Origin of the sequence: Solemya velesiana gill symbiont (genome assembly GCF_002020805.1) — a bacterium.
Lineage (GTDB): Bacteria > Pseudomonadota > Gammaproteobacteria > Chromatiales > Chromatiaceae > Sedimenticola_A.
The window spans coordinates 1-17,807 of the sequence record NZ_MPRJ01000012.1; the positions used below are offsets into that span (position 1 = coordinate 1).

14 protein-coding genes, 1 tRNA gene and 2 pseudogenes are annotated in these 17,807 nt (G+C 56.6%); 12 read left to right on the plus strand and 5 right to left on the minus strand.

Annotation, left to right across the window (positions count from 1 at the left end):
- Nucleotides 1-101: 101 nt before the first annotated feature.
- Nucleotides 102-218: pseudogene (locus BOW53_RS13810) on the plus strand (recombinase zinc ribbon domain-containing protein); the annotation flags it as partial.
- A gap of 516 nt (nt 219-734) precedes the next feature.
- On the opposite strand, the gene BOW53_RS02815 reads toward BOW53_RS13810, so the two are convergent.
- Nucleotides 735-811 (minus strand) — tRNA-Arg (locus BOW53_RS02815).
- Nucleotides 812-1,007: 196 nt separating this feature from the next.
- Here BOW53_RS02815 and BOW53_RS02820 point away from each other — a divergent pair.
- Entirely contained in the window at nt 1,008-1,475 is a 468-nt protein-coding gene (locus BOW53_RS02820) for a c-type cytochrome (RefSeq protein WP_245831974.1), read from the plus strand.
- A 265-nt stretch (nt 1,476-1,740) separates the two neighbouring features.
- On the opposite strand, the gene BOW53_RS02825 is transcribed toward BOW53_RS02820, so the two are convergent.
- Together BOW53_RS02825 and rep are read right to left on the minus strand one after the other, a co-directional pair.
- On the minus strand, nt 1,741-4,248 hold the full coding sequence (locus BOW53_RS02825; protein WP_078486005.1) for a cation:proton antiporter: 2,508 nt from the start codon (nt 4,246-4,248) through the stop codon (nt 1,741-1,743).
- A gap of 64 nt (nt 4,249-4,312) precedes the next feature.
- A complete protein-coding gene (gene rep / locus BOW53_RS02830) occupies nt 4,313-6,319 on the minus strand; it encodes a DNA helicase Rep (protein ID WP_078486006.1) in 2,007 nt (668 codons plus the stop codon).
- Nucleotides 6,320-6,418: 99 nt separating this feature from the next.
- Here rep and BOW53_RS02835 point away from each other — a divergent pair, with 99 nt between their 5' ends.
- The 10 genes and pseudogenes from BOW53_RS02835 to BOW53_RS02880 all read left to right on the plus strand — a co-directional run bounded on the left by BOW53_RS02835 (nt 6,419) and on the right by BOW53_RS02880 (nt 16,405).
- The gene (locus tag BOW53_RS02835) at nt 6,419-7,132 is read left to right on the plus strand and encodes an LOG family protein (RefSeq protein WP_078486007.1); all 714 of its coding nucleotides are present in this window, start codon (nt 6,419-6,421) and stop codon (nt 7,130-7,132) included.
- Between the two features lie 58 nt (nt 7,133-7,190).
- A complete protein-coding gene (locus BOW53_RS02840; protein ID WP_078486008.1) occupies nt 7,191-7,517 on the plus strand; it encodes a DUF2782 domain-containing protein in 327 nt (108 codons plus the stop codon).
- Nucleotides 7,518-7,633: 116 nt separating this feature from the next.
- On the plus strand, nt 7,634-8,332 hold the full coding sequence (gene phoB, locus BOW53_RS02845) for a phosphate regulon transcriptional regulator PhoB (RefSeq protein ID WP_078486009.1): 699 nt from the start codon (nt 7,634-7,636) through the stop codon (nt 8,330-8,332).
- Nucleotides 8,329-9,672, plus strand: a complete 1,344-nt coding sequence (gene phoR, locus BOW53_RS02850; protein ID WP_078486010.1) for a phosphate regulon sensor histidine kinase PhoR — start codon at nt 8,329-8,331, stop codon at nt 9,670-9,672. The genes phoB and phoR overlap by 4 nt, the downstream gene beginning before the upstream one ends.
- Nucleotides 9,673-9,778: 106 nt before the next feature.
- Complete coding sequence (locus BOW53_RS02855) at nt 9,779-10,813, plus strand: PstS family phosphate ABC transporter substrate-binding protein (RefSeq protein ID WP_078486045.1); 1,035 nt, start codon at nt 9,779-9,781, stop codon at nt 10,811-10,813.
- A 184-nt stretch (nt 10,814-10,997) separates the two neighbouring features.
- Complete coding sequence (gene pstC / locus BOW53_RS02860; RefSeq protein WP_078486011.1) at nt 10,998-12,386, plus strand: phosphate ABC transporter permease subunit PstC; 1,389 nt, start codon at nt 10,998-11,000, stop codon at nt 12,384-12,386.
- Nucleotides 12,379-13,677: a phosphate ABC transporter permease PstA gene (gene pstA, locus BOW53_RS02865; RefSeq protein ID WP_078486012.1), complete on the plus strand. Its 1,299-nt coding sequence runs from the start codon at nt 12,379-12,381 to the stop codon at nt 13,675-13,677. Before pstC ends, pstA begins: the two co-directional genes overlap by 8 nt.
- A 15-nt stretch (nt 13,678-13,692) precedes the next feature.
- Entirely contained in the window at nt 13,693-14,577 is an 885-nt protein-coding gene (gene pstB / locus BOW53_RS02870) for a phosphate ABC transporter ATP-binding protein PstB (RefSeq protein WP_078486013.1), read from the plus strand.
- Between the two features lie 13 nt (nt 14,578-14,590).
- The gene (gene phoU / locus BOW53_RS02875) at nt 14,591-15,325 is read left to right on the plus strand and encodes a phosphate signaling complex protein PhoU (RefSeq protein ID WP_078486014.1); all 735 of its coding nucleotides are present in this window, start codon (nt 14,591-14,593) and stop codon (nt 15,323-15,325) included.
- Nucleotides 15,326-15,587: 262 nt separating this feature from the next.
- Nucleotides 15,588-16,405 (plus strand): annotated as a pseudogene (locus BOW53_RS02880) (homoserine kinase).
- Between the two features lie 56 nt (nt 16,406-16,461).
- On the opposite strand, the gene BOW53_RS02885 reads toward BOW53_RS02880, so the two are convergent.
- Both BOW53_RS02885 and rdgB read right to left on the minus strand, forming a co-directional pair.
- Nucleotides 16,462-16,818, minus strand: coding sequence for a PilZ domain-containing protein (locus BOW53_RS02885; RefSeq protein ID WP_078486015.1), 357 nt, complete (start codon nt 16,816-16,818; stop codon nt 16,462-16,464).
- A gap of 236 nt (nt 16,819-17,054) precedes the next feature.
- Entirely contained in the window at nt 17,055-17,663 is a 609-nt protein-coding gene (gene rdgB / locus BOW53_RS02890; RefSeq protein ID WP_078486016.1) for an RdgB/HAM1 family non-canonical purine NTP pyrophosphatase, read from the minus strand.
- Nucleotides 17,664-17,807 lie beyond the last annotated feature (144 nt).

Genomic DNA, 17,807 nt, shown 5'->3' on the forward strand with positions numbered 1-17,807 from the left:
AACTGGAAAAAGAAAGTAATCTCAGGCCATAATCCGGCTATCTAGGCGGGTCAATATTAGATGCAAAACCTGGGTCAGTTTTAACTGCAAATCAACACGCCATGACAGGAAAATCTGGGAAATACAAATACTACCGATGTGCAACTAAAACGAGCAGCGGTGTAAAGCTGTGTGGATGCCCGACTATCCCGAAGGAGCAACTAGAAGAGGCTATTTTGGAGAAAGTCCGGGAGAAAGTTCTTACTAGTGACAGAATTCTTTCTGAACTAAGTAAATTGAGAGAACAATTGACAAAGAGTACCGAATCAGAGGCTAAGAGAATTCGGGCTTTACAGAGTGACGTTGCGAGATCAAAAGAGCGCATAAGTATTCTTTATGAGCAGGTAGGGTCAGGCAAGATAGACTTGGATAGTACCCTTAGTGATCACATTAAATCTGAACAATCTAGAATCTCATCATTGACCAGTGAGATAAATGTTCTGAAAAAACGTCAAAGCCTCCCTATTAAAAATTTTGGAGAGCGACATGTTAACGCCTTCGTAAAAGCGGCACAGGAAGGCATATTCAGCCCAAGTGCGTCGCATGCAAGGGCATATTTGCGAGCGATTGTTAGTGAAATTAGAGTAACAAGAACGGATGTTACTGTACGAGGTAATGACTTCGACTTGGTTTCAACGGTATCTAGGTGGAAGCTGGGCACCCCTATTTCAGGAGTGCCCAGACACTTCATAGAATGGCGCGCCCGAAGGGATTCGAACCCCTGGCCTCTGCCTCCGGAGGGCAGCGCTCTATCCAGCTGAGCTACGGGCGCAATAAATCGATTGTTTACAGCAGCTTATGGGGTCTCGGCCGCAAAACGAATTTGCTCGTGGCCCCGCTGTGTTGAAGACCGCGTAGTTTAACGTGGCCGCCGGGTGGCGTCTACGCAGGGATTCGATTTTTTTGGGGAATATCTGTATACTTCGCGCAGTTTTTTAGAGAATTCTGATATACGGAGGGTTTTCAGGGTGAGCCTCAAGCTTGTTTCCTATATTCGTACTATCGCGGTAGCCGGTGCGGCTGCTTTGGTTGTTTCTGCTCAGGCACTGGCTGAGGTGCGCCCCGAAGTGGTTGAGCGCATCAAGCCGGTCGGCACGGTTGTGGTTGAAGGTGAAGAGAAGGCTGCTGCGCCGGCACCGGCTGCTGAAGCGCCCGCTGCACCTGCTCCGGCTGCAGCTCCCGCGGGTGGTGATGCCCAGGCGATCGCCCAGGCCAAGGGTTGCCTGGCCTGCCACCAGGTTGCAGTGAAGGTTGTGGGCCCTTCCTACACGGACGTTGCTGCCAAGTACAAGAGCGATGCCAATGCCGTGGATACCCTGGTTGCCAAGGTGAAGGCCGGTGGTGTTGGTACCTGGGGCCAGATCCCCATGCCTCCCCAGGCACACGTGCCCGAGGCTGATATCCGCACTGTCGTAGAGTGGATCATGACGATGTAAGCGAAGCTTCAGCTAAGCTAGAAAACGCCCGGCGGGAAACCACCGGGCGTTTTTTTGGCCAGGACGGCCTTATGTCGCGAAGGGCATGGATGCCCGAGAGCGACTTATGTACAGGATGTACGGACAGGAAATTGCTCCTGTATTTACTGCACTTCCGCCATCCATGGCGGTCGTATGCCGCGGGTGTAGGGATGCACACGACTGCATGGATGCAGGAGTTAGAGCGAAGCAGGATGCCCGAGCCGAGGAACGGCTGGCCAGCTGCCTATTCCGGTTCCTTCTGTTTCTCCTTCATAAGACGGTAGGCATCCCTCAGGGCCTGGTCGCGTTGTTCGAGCGCGGTTCTGATTTCTGGCTGGTCATCTAGAAGATCTTCGAGTTGGGCTCTCTCCAGGATGAAGAGCCTGCAGGGTGTCGTGGTGATAACCCCTGTATCAGTCGTACCGTGGCCCATGAGTGCCCGTTCACCGAAGAATTCACCGGCCATCAGGGTACCCAGGTTATGGGTTACGCCTTCTGTTTCGCGGGTGAACTGGATGACGCCACGGCTGATGAGGTACAGGGCATCACTCACCTTGCCCTGGCGAATCAGGTATTTGTTCTCACTGAGGGTGATGGGTCGCGTGAGTGCTACGATCAGTTTCAGGTTTGCCTCCTCCATCTCGGCAAACAGCGGAACCTTTTTAAGCAGCACAAGCGGGTCGTCCTGAAGTTGCTGAACTGGTTGTCCCCTGAGCGCGGCGATCTGTCTCGATACGTCAGCCGCCATGGATTCGGCGATACCCTTGGGTAGCATTCCACGCTCGGCCTGCTCTTCCGTGGCTTCCAATTCAGCCAGCAGGATCAGCCGCTTGCCGAACCGCTCCTGCATAAGGGTGGCGAATTCCGGAAATTGTTCGCTGACCTGCTGCAACTGCTTGGCCGATAGCTTGTTCCAGTTCCTGTACTTTTCGCGTACCTCGTCGACTACGCTGGCCGGTATGGATTGCAGCTTGGCCACTTCATCCAGGGAGGCGAGTACATGGCCGCTGCCCTGGTAGTGTCCCCACACCTGTTCATAGTCCTTGACGATACGCGACAAGCGCATGTGCTCGGCTATCGGGCCAAGCCACTGTGCGTATTCGGTCAGGCGGTAGAAGCCCTGCTCCAGCATGCGGCGGAAGCGGTGGGAGTGGACATGCTGAAAGGCGCCAGTATAGCGCAGGGCGTCGATCTGCATATTGAGTACCAGCAGCAGTTCGCGAAAGGATCCTTCACTCAGGTGCCCCTTCTCGTACATTTCGGTGTAGACCGCCTTCTCTTCGATGAGGGCGCGCAGGTAGCGCAGGCTGGTCTCCTGGGCCTGGGACATCTCGCTGTCCCTGAGTTCCTGGATGGAGCGGCGCGCCTCTTCGATGGCCCGCTCGCATTCGAGAGCCAGGCGGTGGGCGATGCGGCTGGAGAAGATGCCACCTTTCTGCAATTCGGGCAGGCGCTCGATTGCGCGCTGCTTCGATATCAGGTCCCGCTCCAGGAATGAAACCTGGTCGGCCAGTGGTGGGGTGTCCAGTCCCAATCTGTGCATCAGCGGTTCGATGCTCAGTCCCTGGACAAGCAGGGTGAACAGTACGGCACCCATGACCAGGGCGACGAAAAGTTCAGACTGTTCGAATGCCGGCAGGCTGAGCACGATGGCCAGGGCGATGGCGCCACGCAGGCCGCCCCAGAACATGACGAATTTGTAAGTGTTGCTGATGGGGTGTGAGCCGGGCAGTCGCCCGACCAGGGGGATCAGGCTGAACATGATGGCGGCGCGGGCCAGTATCATTCCCAGCAGTACCCAGATCAGCAGGTCCCAGGACCCCAGCAGGGCAGAGAGGTCCACCTTCAAGCCCACCAGCAGGAACAGCAGGGCGTTGGCGATAAACGCCATCAGCTCCCAGAAGTGTTCCAGGTAGACCCGTACCGAGGTGGAGATGCGGATGCGGCCCCAGGTGCCCAGTGTCAGTCCGGCGGCCACTGTCGCCATTACGCCGCTCACATGCAGAACCTCTTCGGCGAGCAGGAAGGAGAGATAGGCGAGGGCCGTTGTCAGACCGATCTCCACGAATGGCTCCGATTCTACCCAGCCGATAATTTTACTGGCCATGTAACCGAGGGCGGTGCCGACGAGGATGCCGCCCACGAACAGGATGAAGAAATCCGCCACTCCCTGGGTCAGCGCCTCGCCACTGACCATGCCGGTGGCCAGAATGCCCACCAGGATCTTGGCGATCACGATGGAGGTGGCATCGTTGAGCAGGCTCTCACCCTCAACCAGGATGGTCAGGCGCTGGGGGGCGCCGATCTGCCGGAACAGGGCGACCACGGCTACCGGGTCAGTGGCGCTGAGAATGGCTCCCAGCAGCAAGGCGGCTGTGAACGGGATGCCGGTTGCCAGCCACACGAGGCCTCCAATCAGCCCGGTGGAGATCAGCAGCCCCGGTACGGCCAGGGTGAGCACGGGTGCCAGGTTATGGCGCAGCTGGCGTGCATCCAGGTTGTAGCTCGATTCGAAGATCAGGGTGGGCAGGAAGACGAAGAGGATAAGATCCGGCGAGATGGTCAGCTGATCGAGAATCTCCAGTTGATCCGGGTAGTAATTGTGCAGTTCCGCCAGCCCAATACCCACCAGAACCAATACCACGGTGAACGGCAGACGGGTCCGCTTGGCGAAGACCAGAATGGCAAGGGCGACCAGCAAAAGGGAGAAAACCGCCCAGATCACTTCGGCAACTTGAGAGGTGTGTTCCATCCAGCCCCTCCAGGTTATCTGTTGTTATAACCCTAGTATAGAAGTGATGGCCCACTCGGGTGGATCAGCTCCCAAGCAGGGCGCGCATGTTGGCCAGGTGGGCGTTGCCGCGCTCCTGCTTCTCCTCTTTGGAGAGGTCGCTGTTGCGTCCCTCCCATTGCAGGTCCTCTTCGGGCAGTTCTTCCAGGAAGCGGCTGGGTTCGCAGGCGGTGATCTCGCCGAATTTGCGGCGTTTCTGGGTGTAACTGATGGTGAGGGTGCGCTGGGCCCGGGTGATGCCAACGTAGGCAAGTCGGCGCTCCTCCTCGATATTCTCCTCCTCGATGCTCACCTTGTGGGGCAGCAGCTCTTCCTCCATGCCTACCAGGAAGACATGGGGGAACTCGAGCCCCTTGGAGGCGTGCAGGGTCATCAGGTGGACCTCGTCCTTGCCGCTCTCTTCGTCCTGCCGTTCGAGGATATCCTGCAGGGTGAGGTGGGTGACGATCTCCGCCAGGCTCTCTCCCACGTGATCCCCCTTGTGCAGTCGGTCCAGCCACTCAACGAGTTCCAAGACGTTCTCCCAGCGTCGTTCCGCCACCTTGTCGCTCGAGGCCTTCTCGTAGAGCCAGTCTTCGTAATTCAGTTCCTTGAGCATGCCCCGTACGGTCTCTACCGGCTGGTCCTGCTCGGCCCGGCGATGGAAGTGTTCAACCCAGTGGGCGAATTCCCGAACACGCTCTAAACCACGCCCGGAGAGGGTCTGCTCCAGGCCCAGCTCACTGCAGGCCGCGAGCATGCCGATGTGGCGCTCGGTGGCGTAGGTGCCCAGTTTTTCCAGGGTGGTCGGGCCGATCTCCCGGCGCGGGACGTTGCAGATGCGCAGAAAGGCGGCGTCGTCATCCGGATTGGCCAGCAGCCGCAGGTAGGCCATCACGTCCTTTACCTCGGAGCGGCTGAAAAATGAAGTACCGCCGCTGAGGAAGTAGGGGATGTTGTTCTGGCGCAGGGCGGTCTCGAACAGTTTGGCCTGGTGGTTTCCCCGGTAGAGAATGGCGTAGTCGCCGTGAGTGGTGCTCTTTGTGAACTTGTGGTGGATGATCTCCGAGATCACCTTCTCCGCTTCGTGCTGCTCGTTCTTGCAGCTCATGATGCGTATGGGATCTCCGGGTCCCAATTCGCTCCAGAGCCGTTTCTCGAGCACGTGGGGATTGTTGTCGATCAGCTGGTTGGCTGCCTTCAGGATACGGCCGGTAGAACGGTAGTTTTGCTCAAGCTTGATGATATGCAGGCGGGGGAAGTCCTCTTTCAGGCGCGCCAGGTTTTCCGGGCGGGCACCCCGCCAGGCGTAGATGGATTGGTCATCGTCACCCACTACGGTGAGGGCCTGTCGTATGCCCACCAACTGCTTTACCAGTTCGTACTGACTGAGATTTGTGTCCTGGTACTCGTCTACCAGAAGGTACCGGATACGGTTTTGCCAGCGCTCCAATGCCTCTAGCGACTGCTGAAAGAGCTGTACCGGTAGCAGGATCAGGTCGTCGAAATCCACTGCATTGTAAGCTTTCAACGAGCGCTGGTAGTTGGCGTAGACCAGTGCCGCACGCTGTTCCAGGTCGTCCTCTGCCCGGGCGAGTGCCTGCTCCGGAGTGAGCATGTCGTTCTTCCAGTCAGAGATGCGCCAGCGGTAGCTGGAAACTGCAGCATCGTCACCTGCACCCTTGTGCAGCAGATCCTTGAGCAGGCTCTCGGTGTCCTGGTCGTCGAAAATGCTGAAGCCCGGCTTGAAGCCCAGGGTCTTGTGCTCCCGGCGCATGATGTTGAGGCCCAGGGTGTGGAAGGTGGAGATGCTCAACCCCTTGGTGCCCTGTCCCTTGAGCAGGCTGCCCACGCGCTCCTTCATCTCCCGGGCCGCCTTGTTGGTGAAGGTAACGGCAGTGATGTGACGCGGCTCCAGTCCAACCTTGTTGATGAGATGGGCTATCTTTCGGGTGATAACGCGCGTTTTCCCTGACCCGGCGCCGGCCAGTACCAGCAGCGGTGCGTCAATGAAGGACATGGCATCATTCTGCCGGGGATTCAGGTCTGACATTAAGGGATAAAAAAGGGATCAAAACAGGATTACAACAGTCTGTTATTATGCGGAAGTAGAACAATAATTACAGTCTGGAATAACTGAGATAAAAGTGATATGTCCGGAAACGATGCTTTAGACAATATACCTGTCAGTGGGCAGTTGGAACGTGAATCCTGGAAGGTGTTCCAGATCATGGCCGAATTCGTGGAGGGTTTCGAACGCCTGGCCCCGATCTGGCCCGCGGTGAGCATCTTCGGCTCGGCGCGAACCCCCCGGGACGATCCCAATTACCTGAAGGCGGAGGAGATCTCACGCCTGCTGTCGGACAGCGGTTTCGCAGTGATCAGTGGTGGTGGGCCCGGTATTATGGAGGCTGTTAACAAAGGCGGCTACCTGGGAAGGGCGCCCAGCATCGGGCTTAATATCATGCTGCCCCACGAACAGGCAGCCAACGAGCACCAGGATATTGAACTCAATTTCAGGCACTTTTTCTCCCGCAAGGTGATGTTTGTAAAGTATGCATCCGCCTACGTCGTGCTGCCCGGCGGATTCGGCACCCTGGATGAACTGGCGGAAATCCTGACCCTGGTGCAGACCGGTAAGACCCGGAAGATCCCGATCATTATGGTCAACCGTGAATTCTGGCAAGGTTTACTGGAGTGGTTTCGGTCTACACTTGTAGAAGAGGGCACGATCGATCCGGAAGACCTGGACCTGATACAGGTATGCGATGAGCCCCAGGATGTGGTGGATGCCATCTTTGCTCACTACGAGACCCGTGGGTTCGAGCCTTCCACGGAAGAGAAGGAGATACTGCTGGAACTCTAACGGTTGTTATGGGCAGGCAGATCATTCGAGTAGATATAAAAAAAATTAAGGAATAGGTATGAAAAAACTGGCGTTGTCATTTTCCCTTTTGCTGGCCGCCTCCTCTGCCCTGGCTGATGAGGCGGACCCGGTCCCCGAGCCTCCGGAGATCCCACCCCAGGTCGAAAGTGGTGAGGTGCTGGAACCCGAGGTGACCATTATCGAGTCCGACAAGGGGAAAATTCACCAGTACAGCGTCAATGGCCGGGTTTACATGGTGAAGATCGTGCCTGTTTCAGGTGCTCCCTATTACCTGCTCGACAGTGATGGTGACGGTGAACTGGATGTGCGCAGCGATCACCCTACCGATATTGCCATTCCCCAGTGGGTGCTGTTCAGCTGGTAGACGCCTGCGAAGTTTCTCAACAGTCTGTTTTCGGGGTGCATGTAATCAAATTGTAATAGTGGTTCTGGTGTAATAGCCGCCAATATGACATTGGATAAATTGCGACAACCCTAGCGATGGCAGCGAAACTACTTGTAGTTGAAGACGAACCGGCAGTCCGCGAGATGATCAGTTTCGTGCTGAAGCAGAGCGATTACGACACGCTGGAAGCGGAGGACGCGGAAGAGGCCAGGGCGCATCTTGCTGAACAGGTGCCTGACCTGATTCTTATGGATTGGATGCTGCCTGGGATGAGCGGCGTAGAGTTCACACGGGAACTTAAGCAGGATGCCGCAACCCGTGATATTCCCGTGATCATGCTGACTGCCCGTGGCGAAGAGGATGACAAGGTGCGTGGGCTGGAGTGTGGTGCCGAGGACTATGTCACCAAGCCGTTTTCACCCCGTGAGCTGGCTGCCCGTATCAAGGCCATCCTGCGCCGGGTCGCCCCCCATGCCACCGAAGAGATGGTGGAAGTCGGCGGCCTGCAACTGGATCCCACCTCCTACCGGGTCAGTGTCGGTAGCCAGGAGGTCGATCTCGGGCCTACAGAGTTTCGCCTGCTGCACTTCTTCATGACCCACATGGACAAGGTCTACAGCCGGTCCCGGCTGCTTGACCGGGTGTGGGGTAGCAACGTGTTCATAGAAGAGCGTACCGTGGATGTTCATATCAGGCGCCTGCGCAAGGCGCTGGAACCCTATGGCGTGGATGGCCTGGTCCAGACCGTGCGGGGTGCAGGCTACCGCTTTTCCGAGCGACAAGTGGCACGATGAACCTGAGCAAGGCCTGGCAGCAGGAGCTTGCCGGCATTGCTTTGGCAGGGGTGTTCCTGGGACTGGCAGGTGCAGGGATTGGACACTACACCGCCCTTATCATTGCGGCGCTTCTCCTGTATCTTGCGTGGCACTTTGTTCAGCTTACCCGTCTGACCCTCTGGCTGCGCAGTCCCAAACGCCACGCCCGGCCTTATTCTGTTGGTCTGTGGCGGGCCATTATCGAACTGGTGGAAGAGCTGCGGGTGCGGGGAAAAAAGCGCAAGCGCAAGCTCGGCCGCATGCTCAGTGGATTCCGGGAGTCAACCAGTGCCCTCCCGGATGCCACGGTGGTCCTGGATGACCGGGGCGGGGTCGAATGGTGGAACAGTGTCGCCGGCCGGGTACTGGGGCTGGAGCGCAAGCGGGACAAGGGGCTGGGCATCTCTGAGCTGATCAGCGACCCGGTCTTTCAGACCTACCTTGCATGCGGTGATTACAGCCGTCCCCTGCAGATGCCGGCGCCGGTGGATGACAGTGTCAACCTGGAGGTGCGGATCGTCCCCTACGGCAAGGGCAAGCGCCTGCTTCAGGCCCGTGATATTACCCGTCTCTCCCAGTTGGAAACGGTACGCAGGGATTTCGTGGCCAATGTCTCCCACGAGATGCGTACCCCCCTGACCGTGGTCCACGGCTATCTCGAATCAATGAACGACAGCGGCGACCAGGCACTCTCCCCCTGGAGCTATGTGTTGGGCCAGATGCAGCAGCAGACGGTGCGCATGCAGCGCATCGTTGAGGATCTGTTGCTGCTCTCGCGCCTGGAGAGTCACAACAACATAGAGGAACAGGAAGTTGTCGATATGTCTGCGCTGATGTCCGTCCTGAAAGAGGGTGCAGAGGGGTTGAGTGCACAGAATCACGAGGTCGCAGTGACCGTCGAGCCCGGTCTGAATCTCTACGGCAGCGTAACTGAACTCGAGAGTGCTTTCTCCAACCTGGTGTTCAACGCCGTGCGCTATACCCCGACAGGGGGGAGAGTCACCTTGAACTGGGAATGCGGTGATGAGGGAGAGCCGTGCTTCTCTGTCACCGATAACGGTATCGGTATCGCCCCGGAACATATCCCCCGACTGACTGAGCGTTTCTACCGCGTGGATGTCGGACGCTCCCGGCAGAGCGGTGGTACAGGATTGGGTCTGGCCATCGTCAAGCATGTCTTGACCCGGCATCAGGGCAGGCTCCAAGTGAAGAGTGAGCCTGGAAAAGGAAGCACGTTCAGTTGCAGTTTTCCCGACTCCCGGGCCTGCTGGGAAAGCCTGGAGAATGAGAAAAAACCGCTAACTTCCCGCAGTTTGTAGTGTTGTAATGCAACTGAAACATTAATCCAACGCCGCTGTAACAAACCGCCTACATAATCCCTCCAACAATTATTCCTGTTGACCCTATTGGAGGTTTTCCGTGTCTATCAAGCGTACCGTTCTTGCTGCGGCGCTGGCTGTTGCTGCTACCTCTGCAACCGCTGCTTCCCGTGATTACATCTCTGTCGTTGGTTCTTCCACCGTTTATCCTTTCGCTACCGTTGTAGCTGAGACTTTCGGTAAGACCACCCAGTTCAAGACTCCCAAGATCGAGTCTACCGGTTCCGGTGGCGGTCTGAAGCTGTTCTGCTCCGGCGTTGGCGTTGAGCACCCCGATATCACCAACGCTTCCCGTCGCATCAAGAAGTCCGAGGTTGAAAAGTGCGCCAGCAACGGTGTGAACGACATCATCGAGGTTAAGGTTGGTTACGACGGCATCGTGATGGCCAACGCCAAGAACGCTCCGCTGTTCAAGATCAGCCGCAAGGACATCTTCCTGGTCCTGGCCAAGGATGTTCCCAATCCCAAGGCTGCAGGCAAGACCATGCCTAACCCCTACATGACCTGGAAGGATGTAAACTCCAGCCTGCCCAACACCAGGATCGAGGTTCTGGGTCCTCCTCCCACCTCTGGTACCCGTGACGCTTTCGTCGAGCTGGGAATGGAAGGTGGCTGCAAGAAGATCGACTGGATCAAGGCCATGAAGAAGACTGACAAGAAGGCCTACAAGAAGCTGTGCCACACCATCCGTGAAGACGGTCACTTCATCGAGGCGGGCGAGAACGACAACCTGATCGTTCAGAAGCTGGAAGCTAACCCCGCTGCCCTGGGTATCTTCGGTTTCAGCTTCCTGGACCAGAACACCGACAAGGTCAAGGGTTCCGAGGTCGACGGTGTAGAGCCCGCTTTCGAAGCTATCGCCGACGGTTCCTACCCTGTATCCCGTCCCCTGTTCTTCTACGTCAAGAAGGCGCACATCGGCAAGGTTCCCGGTATCAAAGAGTACCTGGCTGAGTTCACTGCCGAGAAGGCCTGGGGCGACGAAGGCTACCTGACTGACAAGGGTCTGATCCCCATGCCTGCAGCAGAGCGCAAGAGCTTCGCAGATGCTGTCAAGACCATGAAGAACCTGGAGATGTAATTCCCGGTTTGGAATTGAGTAGTACCTGAAAAGGCGGCCGGTTCAGCTGGCTGCCTTTTTGCGCAGGGAAGCGACCTTCCTCGAGTGTATGGATGCACAGAAGCGGGGATAGCTGCAAGGAAGTGCATACGCCGCGTGTGACGGACCTGTTGTTAGCGGCACCTTTTTCAGGATTGAGACATCAATGCCTAATACAGTACTGATTCTTGTGCTTCTCGGACTGATGGCCGTTGCCTATCAACTGGCCCGCAAGCGCTCCCTTGGCGTGGTTGGTGGTGGCGCTGGCGTTCGTAAGCTGCATTCGCTGCCGAGTTACTACGGGTTCTATGCCGCGATCTGGTGCGGACTCCCTGCACTGATCGTGTTCGGCCTCTGGAATGCTTTTCAGTCCACTATCATTACCGACCTCATGGTGGCCGACCTGCCTGCCGAAGTGCGCAGTCTTGGACAGGCTGAACTCGGATTGGTCGTCAACGATATCCGTAACTTGGCCGAGGGGAATATCACCTCGGGCGAGGTGAGCCCGGAAATGAGGGCGGCGGCAGACCATTACCTGAGCCTGGAGCAGACAAGTGCAGCGGCGCTTGCAGTAGTGGTTCTCTCCCTTGCGGTTCTGGGTACAGGGCTGGCCTGGCGTCTTGTGTCCCCCAAGTTCAGGGCCCGCAACCAGGTGGAATTCGTGGTCAAGGGACTGCTGATTATCAGTTCCACCATTGCAATATTCACAACAATCGGAATTGTCCTTTCTGTACTGTTCGAAGCGATCCGCTTCTTCGAGATGATTCCGTTCACCGAATTTGTCTTCGGTCTCGACTGGAGCCCCCAGATGGCGATCCGCGAGGACCAGGTGGGTTCCTCCGGTGCATTTGGCGCCATTCCCCTGTTTGCAGGCACACTGCTGATCTCCTTTATCGCCATGGTGGTGGCGGTGCAGATTGGCCTGATGTCCGCCATTTTTCTGTCGGAGTATGCCGGTAAGAAAATGCGTGCTTTTGCCAAGCCAGTACTGGAAGTGCTGGCCGGTATCCCCACCGTTGTCTACGGTTTCTTCGCGGCACTGACCGTAGCGCCGTTCATACGTGACAACGGCTCATTGATTGGCCTGGATGTCTCATCGGAGAGTGCGCTGGCAGCGGGGCTTGTAATGGGCATCATGATCATCCCGTTCATCTCCTCCCTCTCCGATGACGTGATCAATGCAGTGCCCCAGGCCATGCGAGACGCGTCCTACGGTGTGGGTGCCACCCAGTCAGAGACCATTCGCCAGGTGATCATACCTGCTGCACTGCCCGGTATCGTCGGCGGCGTGCTGCTGGCGGTCTCCCGTGCCATCGGTGAGACCATGATCGTGGTGATGGCGGCGGGCCTGTCGGCCAACATGACCGCAAATCCCCTGCAGAGCGTGACCACGGTGACGGTACAGATCGTTACCCTGCTGGTGGGTGACCAGGAGTTCGACAGCCCCAAGACCCTGGCGGCGTTTGCCCTGGGTCTGATGCTGTTTGTCGTCACCCTTGCCCTTAACGTGATCGCACTGCACGTGGTGCGCAAATATCGTGAACAGTATGAGTAATCAAAATCAAACCGAGAAGAGGGCCATTGACCTGGTCAATGCGTCCCTGAAAAAACGCTACGCAAAAGAGCGTCGCTTCCGCCATGTCGGTCAAGCTGCGGTGATCATGGGTCTGCTGTTCGTCTCCTTTCTGTTCATCAGTATCATCGGTAATGGATATACCGCCTTCGAACATACCTTTGTTCGCTTGAATATCGAATTCAGCGAGCAGGAGATCGATCCGGAGGGCAAGCGTGATCCACAGGCCCTATCCACCGCGAATTATGCGGGCCTGGTCAAAGCCGCCATGCGTGCCGAATTTCCCGATGTGAAGGCACGTAAAGACAAGCGTGCGCTCTATAAGCTGATCAGTAGCGGCGCTTCCCTGGCGTTGCGTGAGATGGTGTTGGCCAACCCCGAGATTATCGGCACCAAAAAAGAGGTATGGCTTGTTGCCGATGACGACATCGATATGCTGATCAAGGGGCACATAGATCGCAATGTGCCTGAGTCGGATCGCAGGGTCAGCGACAAGGTGATTGGCTGGGTCGAACAGTTCGAATCGAAGGGGGCTGTCGAAAAGCAGTTCAATACCACCTTCTTTACCAATGGTGATTCCCGTGAGCCGGAGCTTGCCGGTATCGGTGGCGCCGTGATGGGGTCGCTCTACATGCTGTTGGTGACCCTGGCCTTGTCATTCCCAATCGGTGTGGCCGCGGCAGTCTACCTGGAGGAGTTCGCACCCCAGAACAGGTGGACTGATCTCATCGAGGTGAACATCAATAACCTGGCGGCTGTGCCCTCTATCGTCTTCGGCCTGCTGGGCCTGGCGATGTTCATCAACTTCTTTGGGCTGCCTCGTTCGGCACCCCTTGTAGGTGGTCTGGTGCTTACCCTTATGACCCTGCCGACCATCATTATCGCCAGCCGTGCGGCGCTGAAGTCGGTGCCACCATCCATTCGTGAGGCTGCTCTTGGTATCGGCGCATCCAAGATGCAGATGGTGTTTAACCATGTCCTGCCCCTGGCCATGCCGGGCATGCTGACGGGCACCATTATCGGTATGGCCCAGGCCCTGGGTGAGTCAGCGCCGCTGCTGATGATCGGCATGGTGGCCTTTATCGTGGATATTCCAGGTGGGCCTTTCGACCCCGCCACGGTGCTTCCGGTGCAGGTCTACCTATGGGCGGACAGTCCGGAACGCGCCTTTGTAGAGCGAACTTCGGCAGCCATCATGGTGCTGCTCGGTTTCCTCTTCATAATGAATTTTCTGGCGATCATTCTGCGCAGACGGTTTGAGCGTCGTTGGTAATGCAGGAGATAGATGATGGACACTGCAACAGCTGTTGATGAAATGGGAGGCGATATGAGCCAGACGGTAGCCACCGAGGGTGCCTTCGATCATGAGAAGGCGAGCCAGGCCTTTGTCGGTAAAGTGGGAGAGATCGCCGTGGACAATCCACGAATGACCGCCCGCAAGGTCAATGTCTATTACGGCGAGAAGCACGCCATCCAGGATGTGAACCTGGATATCGGCAAAAATGAAGTGATCTCCATGATCGGCCCTTCCGGTTGTGGCAAGTCTACTTTCTTGCGCTGTCTCAATCGCATGAACGACACTATTGATATCTGTCGTGTTGCCGGCGAGATCAAGCTGGACGGCCAGGATGTCTACGATAAGAAACTGGACGTGGTGCCCCTGCGGGCCCAGGTGGGTATGGTGTTCCAGAAGCCCAACCCTTTTCCAAAATCGATCTACGATAACATCGCCTACGGCCCCAAGATCCATGGCCTGGTCAGTAACAAGGCGGACCTGGACGAGGTGGTGGAGTCTTCCCTGCGTCGTGCCGGCCTGTGGAGCGAGGTGAAGGATTACCTGGATCAGCCAGGTACAGGTCTTTCCGGTGGTCAGCAGCAGCGCCTTTGTATTGCACGCACCATTGCAGTTTCCCCCGAGGTGATCCTGATGGACGAGCCCTGCTCGGCGCTGGATCCCATCGCCACAGCCAAGATCGAGGAGTTGATCGATGAGTTGCGAGAGAACTACACCATCGCCATTGTCACCCACTCCATGCAGCAGGCGGCCCGTGTCTCACAGCGCACGGCCTACTTTCACCTGGGCAAGCTGATCGAGGTGGGTAACACGGATGATATCTTTACCAATCCCAGTCACAAGCTGACCGAGGATTACATCACCGGTCGCTTTGGTTGATAGGACGACAGATATGAGTATGAATGAGATGATGGGCGGCCACATTGTCAACCGCTTCAACGACGAAATGAGCCAGCTTCATGGCCTGGTACTGAAACTGAGCGAACTGGCTCGCAGCCAGATGCACGATGCGGTCAAGACGCTGGATGACGAGGATTGCGAGGCGGCCCAGGTAGTCATTGAGCGAGACAAGAAACTCAACGATCTCGATATCGAGGCGGATGACGAGATCATCCGCCTGATCGCCAAGCGCCAACCGATGGCCAAGGACCTGCGCGACATCATTGCCGTGGGAAAAATCGTCTCCGACCTGGAACGTATCGGTGACCAGGCACGATGGGTTGCGCGCATGACTATCCATTTCTACGATGGCGACAAACTGCCGCCCAATCACCACCTGCTGGATGATATTCCCAGGATGGCCGAGATGGTGGATGAGATGATTATTAAGGCCATGGGCGCTTTCGAAAACCTCGACCTGGAGCAGGCCCTGGATGTTATCCAGCTGAACCTGGAACTGGAGAACGAGTTCAAGTCCGCCCTGCGCCGGCTCTCAACCTACCTGATGGATGATGCGCGTCACGTCGGTCACGTTACGGAGGTGGTGCTGGGTCTGAGGGCCATCGAGCGGGCCGGTGGCTATGCCAAGAATATCGCCGGCTACGTGGTGTTCCTGGTGAAGGGCACTGATGTGCGTCATGAAAGTCTTGAGCAGGTTGCCGCTGAAGTGCGTGCAGAGGCTTGGTAAACCGGTTCGCGGGATGGATTGGGAAGAGTAAAGCCGGCATCCTTCCGGCTGCTGTGCAGGGCCAGTTTTTTCTCCCGCTCCATCTCGCAACAGTTAAAAATACAAACCGCCATTGTTCTCTGGAATAATGGCGGTTTTCTTATGCCGTCTGAACTATCCAGCAATGTCAGTCTATACCTCGTTATCTCAACGACAGCTCAATGCCTTTCTAAAAAGCTATGATCTTGGCGCGCTGGTTTCGTACCAGGGTATCGCCGAGGGGATGGAGAATACGAATTACTTTGTTACGACAACCGACGGTGAATATGTCCTGACGCTGTTCGAGTCCAAGCAGGCCGGGGAGCTTGCCTATTTTCTCGACCTGATCGGCTTCCTTGCAGCTGTAGGTGTGCCCTGTGCAGAGCCGGTTGAGAACAGGGAGGCTTTGTTGCTGGATGCGTTAAATGGAAAACCCGCCGTTCTCTTTCAGCGCCTGCCGGGAGAGTGGGGCAGGCGCTGGGCCGTATACACAGAGCAGGTTCGGGATTTACGCAAAGTCGCGAGAATAACCATAGATTGGCCTGGATGCGAACAACGGCATCCCGCCTGTTGTCGAAGCTGGAAGCCGATGAGCAGCGGTTGCTTAATGATGAATTGGCCTGCCAGGAGCAGCAGCAGACAGTATTGCCAGATGGTGTTATCCACGCTGATCTGTTCAGAGACAATGTATTGTTCGGTGAAGGTCGCCTGATGGGGATGATCGATTTTTACACTGCCAGCAATGGACCGCTGATTTTCGATCTTGCCGTAACGGTTAATGACTGGTGTGTTGATGAGTCGGGTGAAATTGACCCGTCGAGATACAAGGCGCTGTTGCAGGGATATGCGTCGGAACGGACTCTTTCCGCACAGGAGCTGGAAGCCTGGCCGATAATGCTGAGAAGGGCGGCATTGCGCTTTTGGCTGTCAAGGCTGGTGGAACTGCATTTTCCGCGTCCCGGTGAGATGGCGCTGATCAAGGATCCTGGTGAATTCAGACGTATCCTGGAGTTGAGGGTCGCCGGATCGCCATCTCTCCGGATCGCCATCTCTAACGATTGAGTGAATTATCCTTTGAATGTCAGTTGGATTTCCGGTAGTGATAATCAAGCGTTTACCTAAAGAATTTGTGGAGGTTCGCTGGTCTGGGTTGTTGGTGGGCTGGATAGGCGGATCTGTTCGACCAGGTGCGTTTTGATAACCGCTTCGAGTTCAGTATGTGGCGCGCGGAACATGATACCGATGTTGTCCTTGTCGGCGTGGATCACTAGGCCTTGGATCTGCTGTTTTCGATCGCCTATACGAAGCTCCAGTTCCACCAGGTTACCGCCGGGAATGGTCAGATAGCCGGTCTTCAGTCCCAGGCCGTGGGAGGTGATGTTGCAGGCATGGGCGGAGAAGTTTCTGCCCCTGTAGATTAGCTGCACGGTGAGGTTAGTCTCTATGCGCTGATGATAGCGTCTATCTATACTCATCTCTTTCCTCTTTTTCCATTGTCTTCGAGGCGAAGGGTAACCCGCTGTGATTTCAGCGGTTTGTCGGATATGTGAAAGAAAGATGACGGGAGGGGTTGTGCTTGTAGGGCTTAAAATGAGCACAATTTATGGTGGCGAGCACCCGCACGGCATCAAGGCGCACCACCCGCAGTAGCGATCAATTGCTGTTTAGCTCATTTCCCCGTGGGAGTCGCGACCTCGCGGCGATTAGGATTTCAACCGGAGAGAGCGGCGAGCAGTTTTCGCAGCGCCTGACCCCGGTGGCTCAGGCTGTTTTTCTGGTCGGCACTCAATTGTGCAGAGGTACAGCCCTGGTCGGGAACGAGAAACAGGGGGTCGTAGCCGAAACCGTTCTCACCTTGTGGTTGACGCAGTATGAGGCCCTCCCAGGTGCCCTGGCAGATGATCGGTGTAGGATCCTCGGCATGGCGCATGTAGACCATGACGCACTGGAATCGGGCGGTACGCTCGGGGTCTGCAACATCTTCAAGGGCTTCCAGTAGCTTCCGGTTGTTGGCAGTGTCGTCAGAGCCTGCTCCTGCATAGCGTGCGGAATAGATGCCCGGCGCCCCCTTCAGGGCGTCGACCTCGATACCGGAGTCGTCAGCGATGGCCGGTAGGCCGCTGTGGCGAGCGGCATTGCGCGCCTTGAGGATGGCATTCCCAACGAAGGTCAGGCCAGTCTCTTCCGCCTCGGGGATGTCGTACTCCTTCTGGGGAACCACCACGATCTGCTGCTCGGCAAGCAGCTGGTTGATTTCGCGGATCTTGCCTGGGTTGTTGCTGGCCAGCACGATGTGCTCGCCCCGATGGGTCTGGGTCATGGTGACTCTCTCAGAAGGTTTTCGGTTAATCCGATTCTACCTTCTCGTAGCGATTATGCACAAAGCGCATCATCGATTTTGTTGGAGGCCGGAATCGGTGGGAATGGGGGGCGGGTCTGTGTACAATCAAGCTCTTTTTGTATT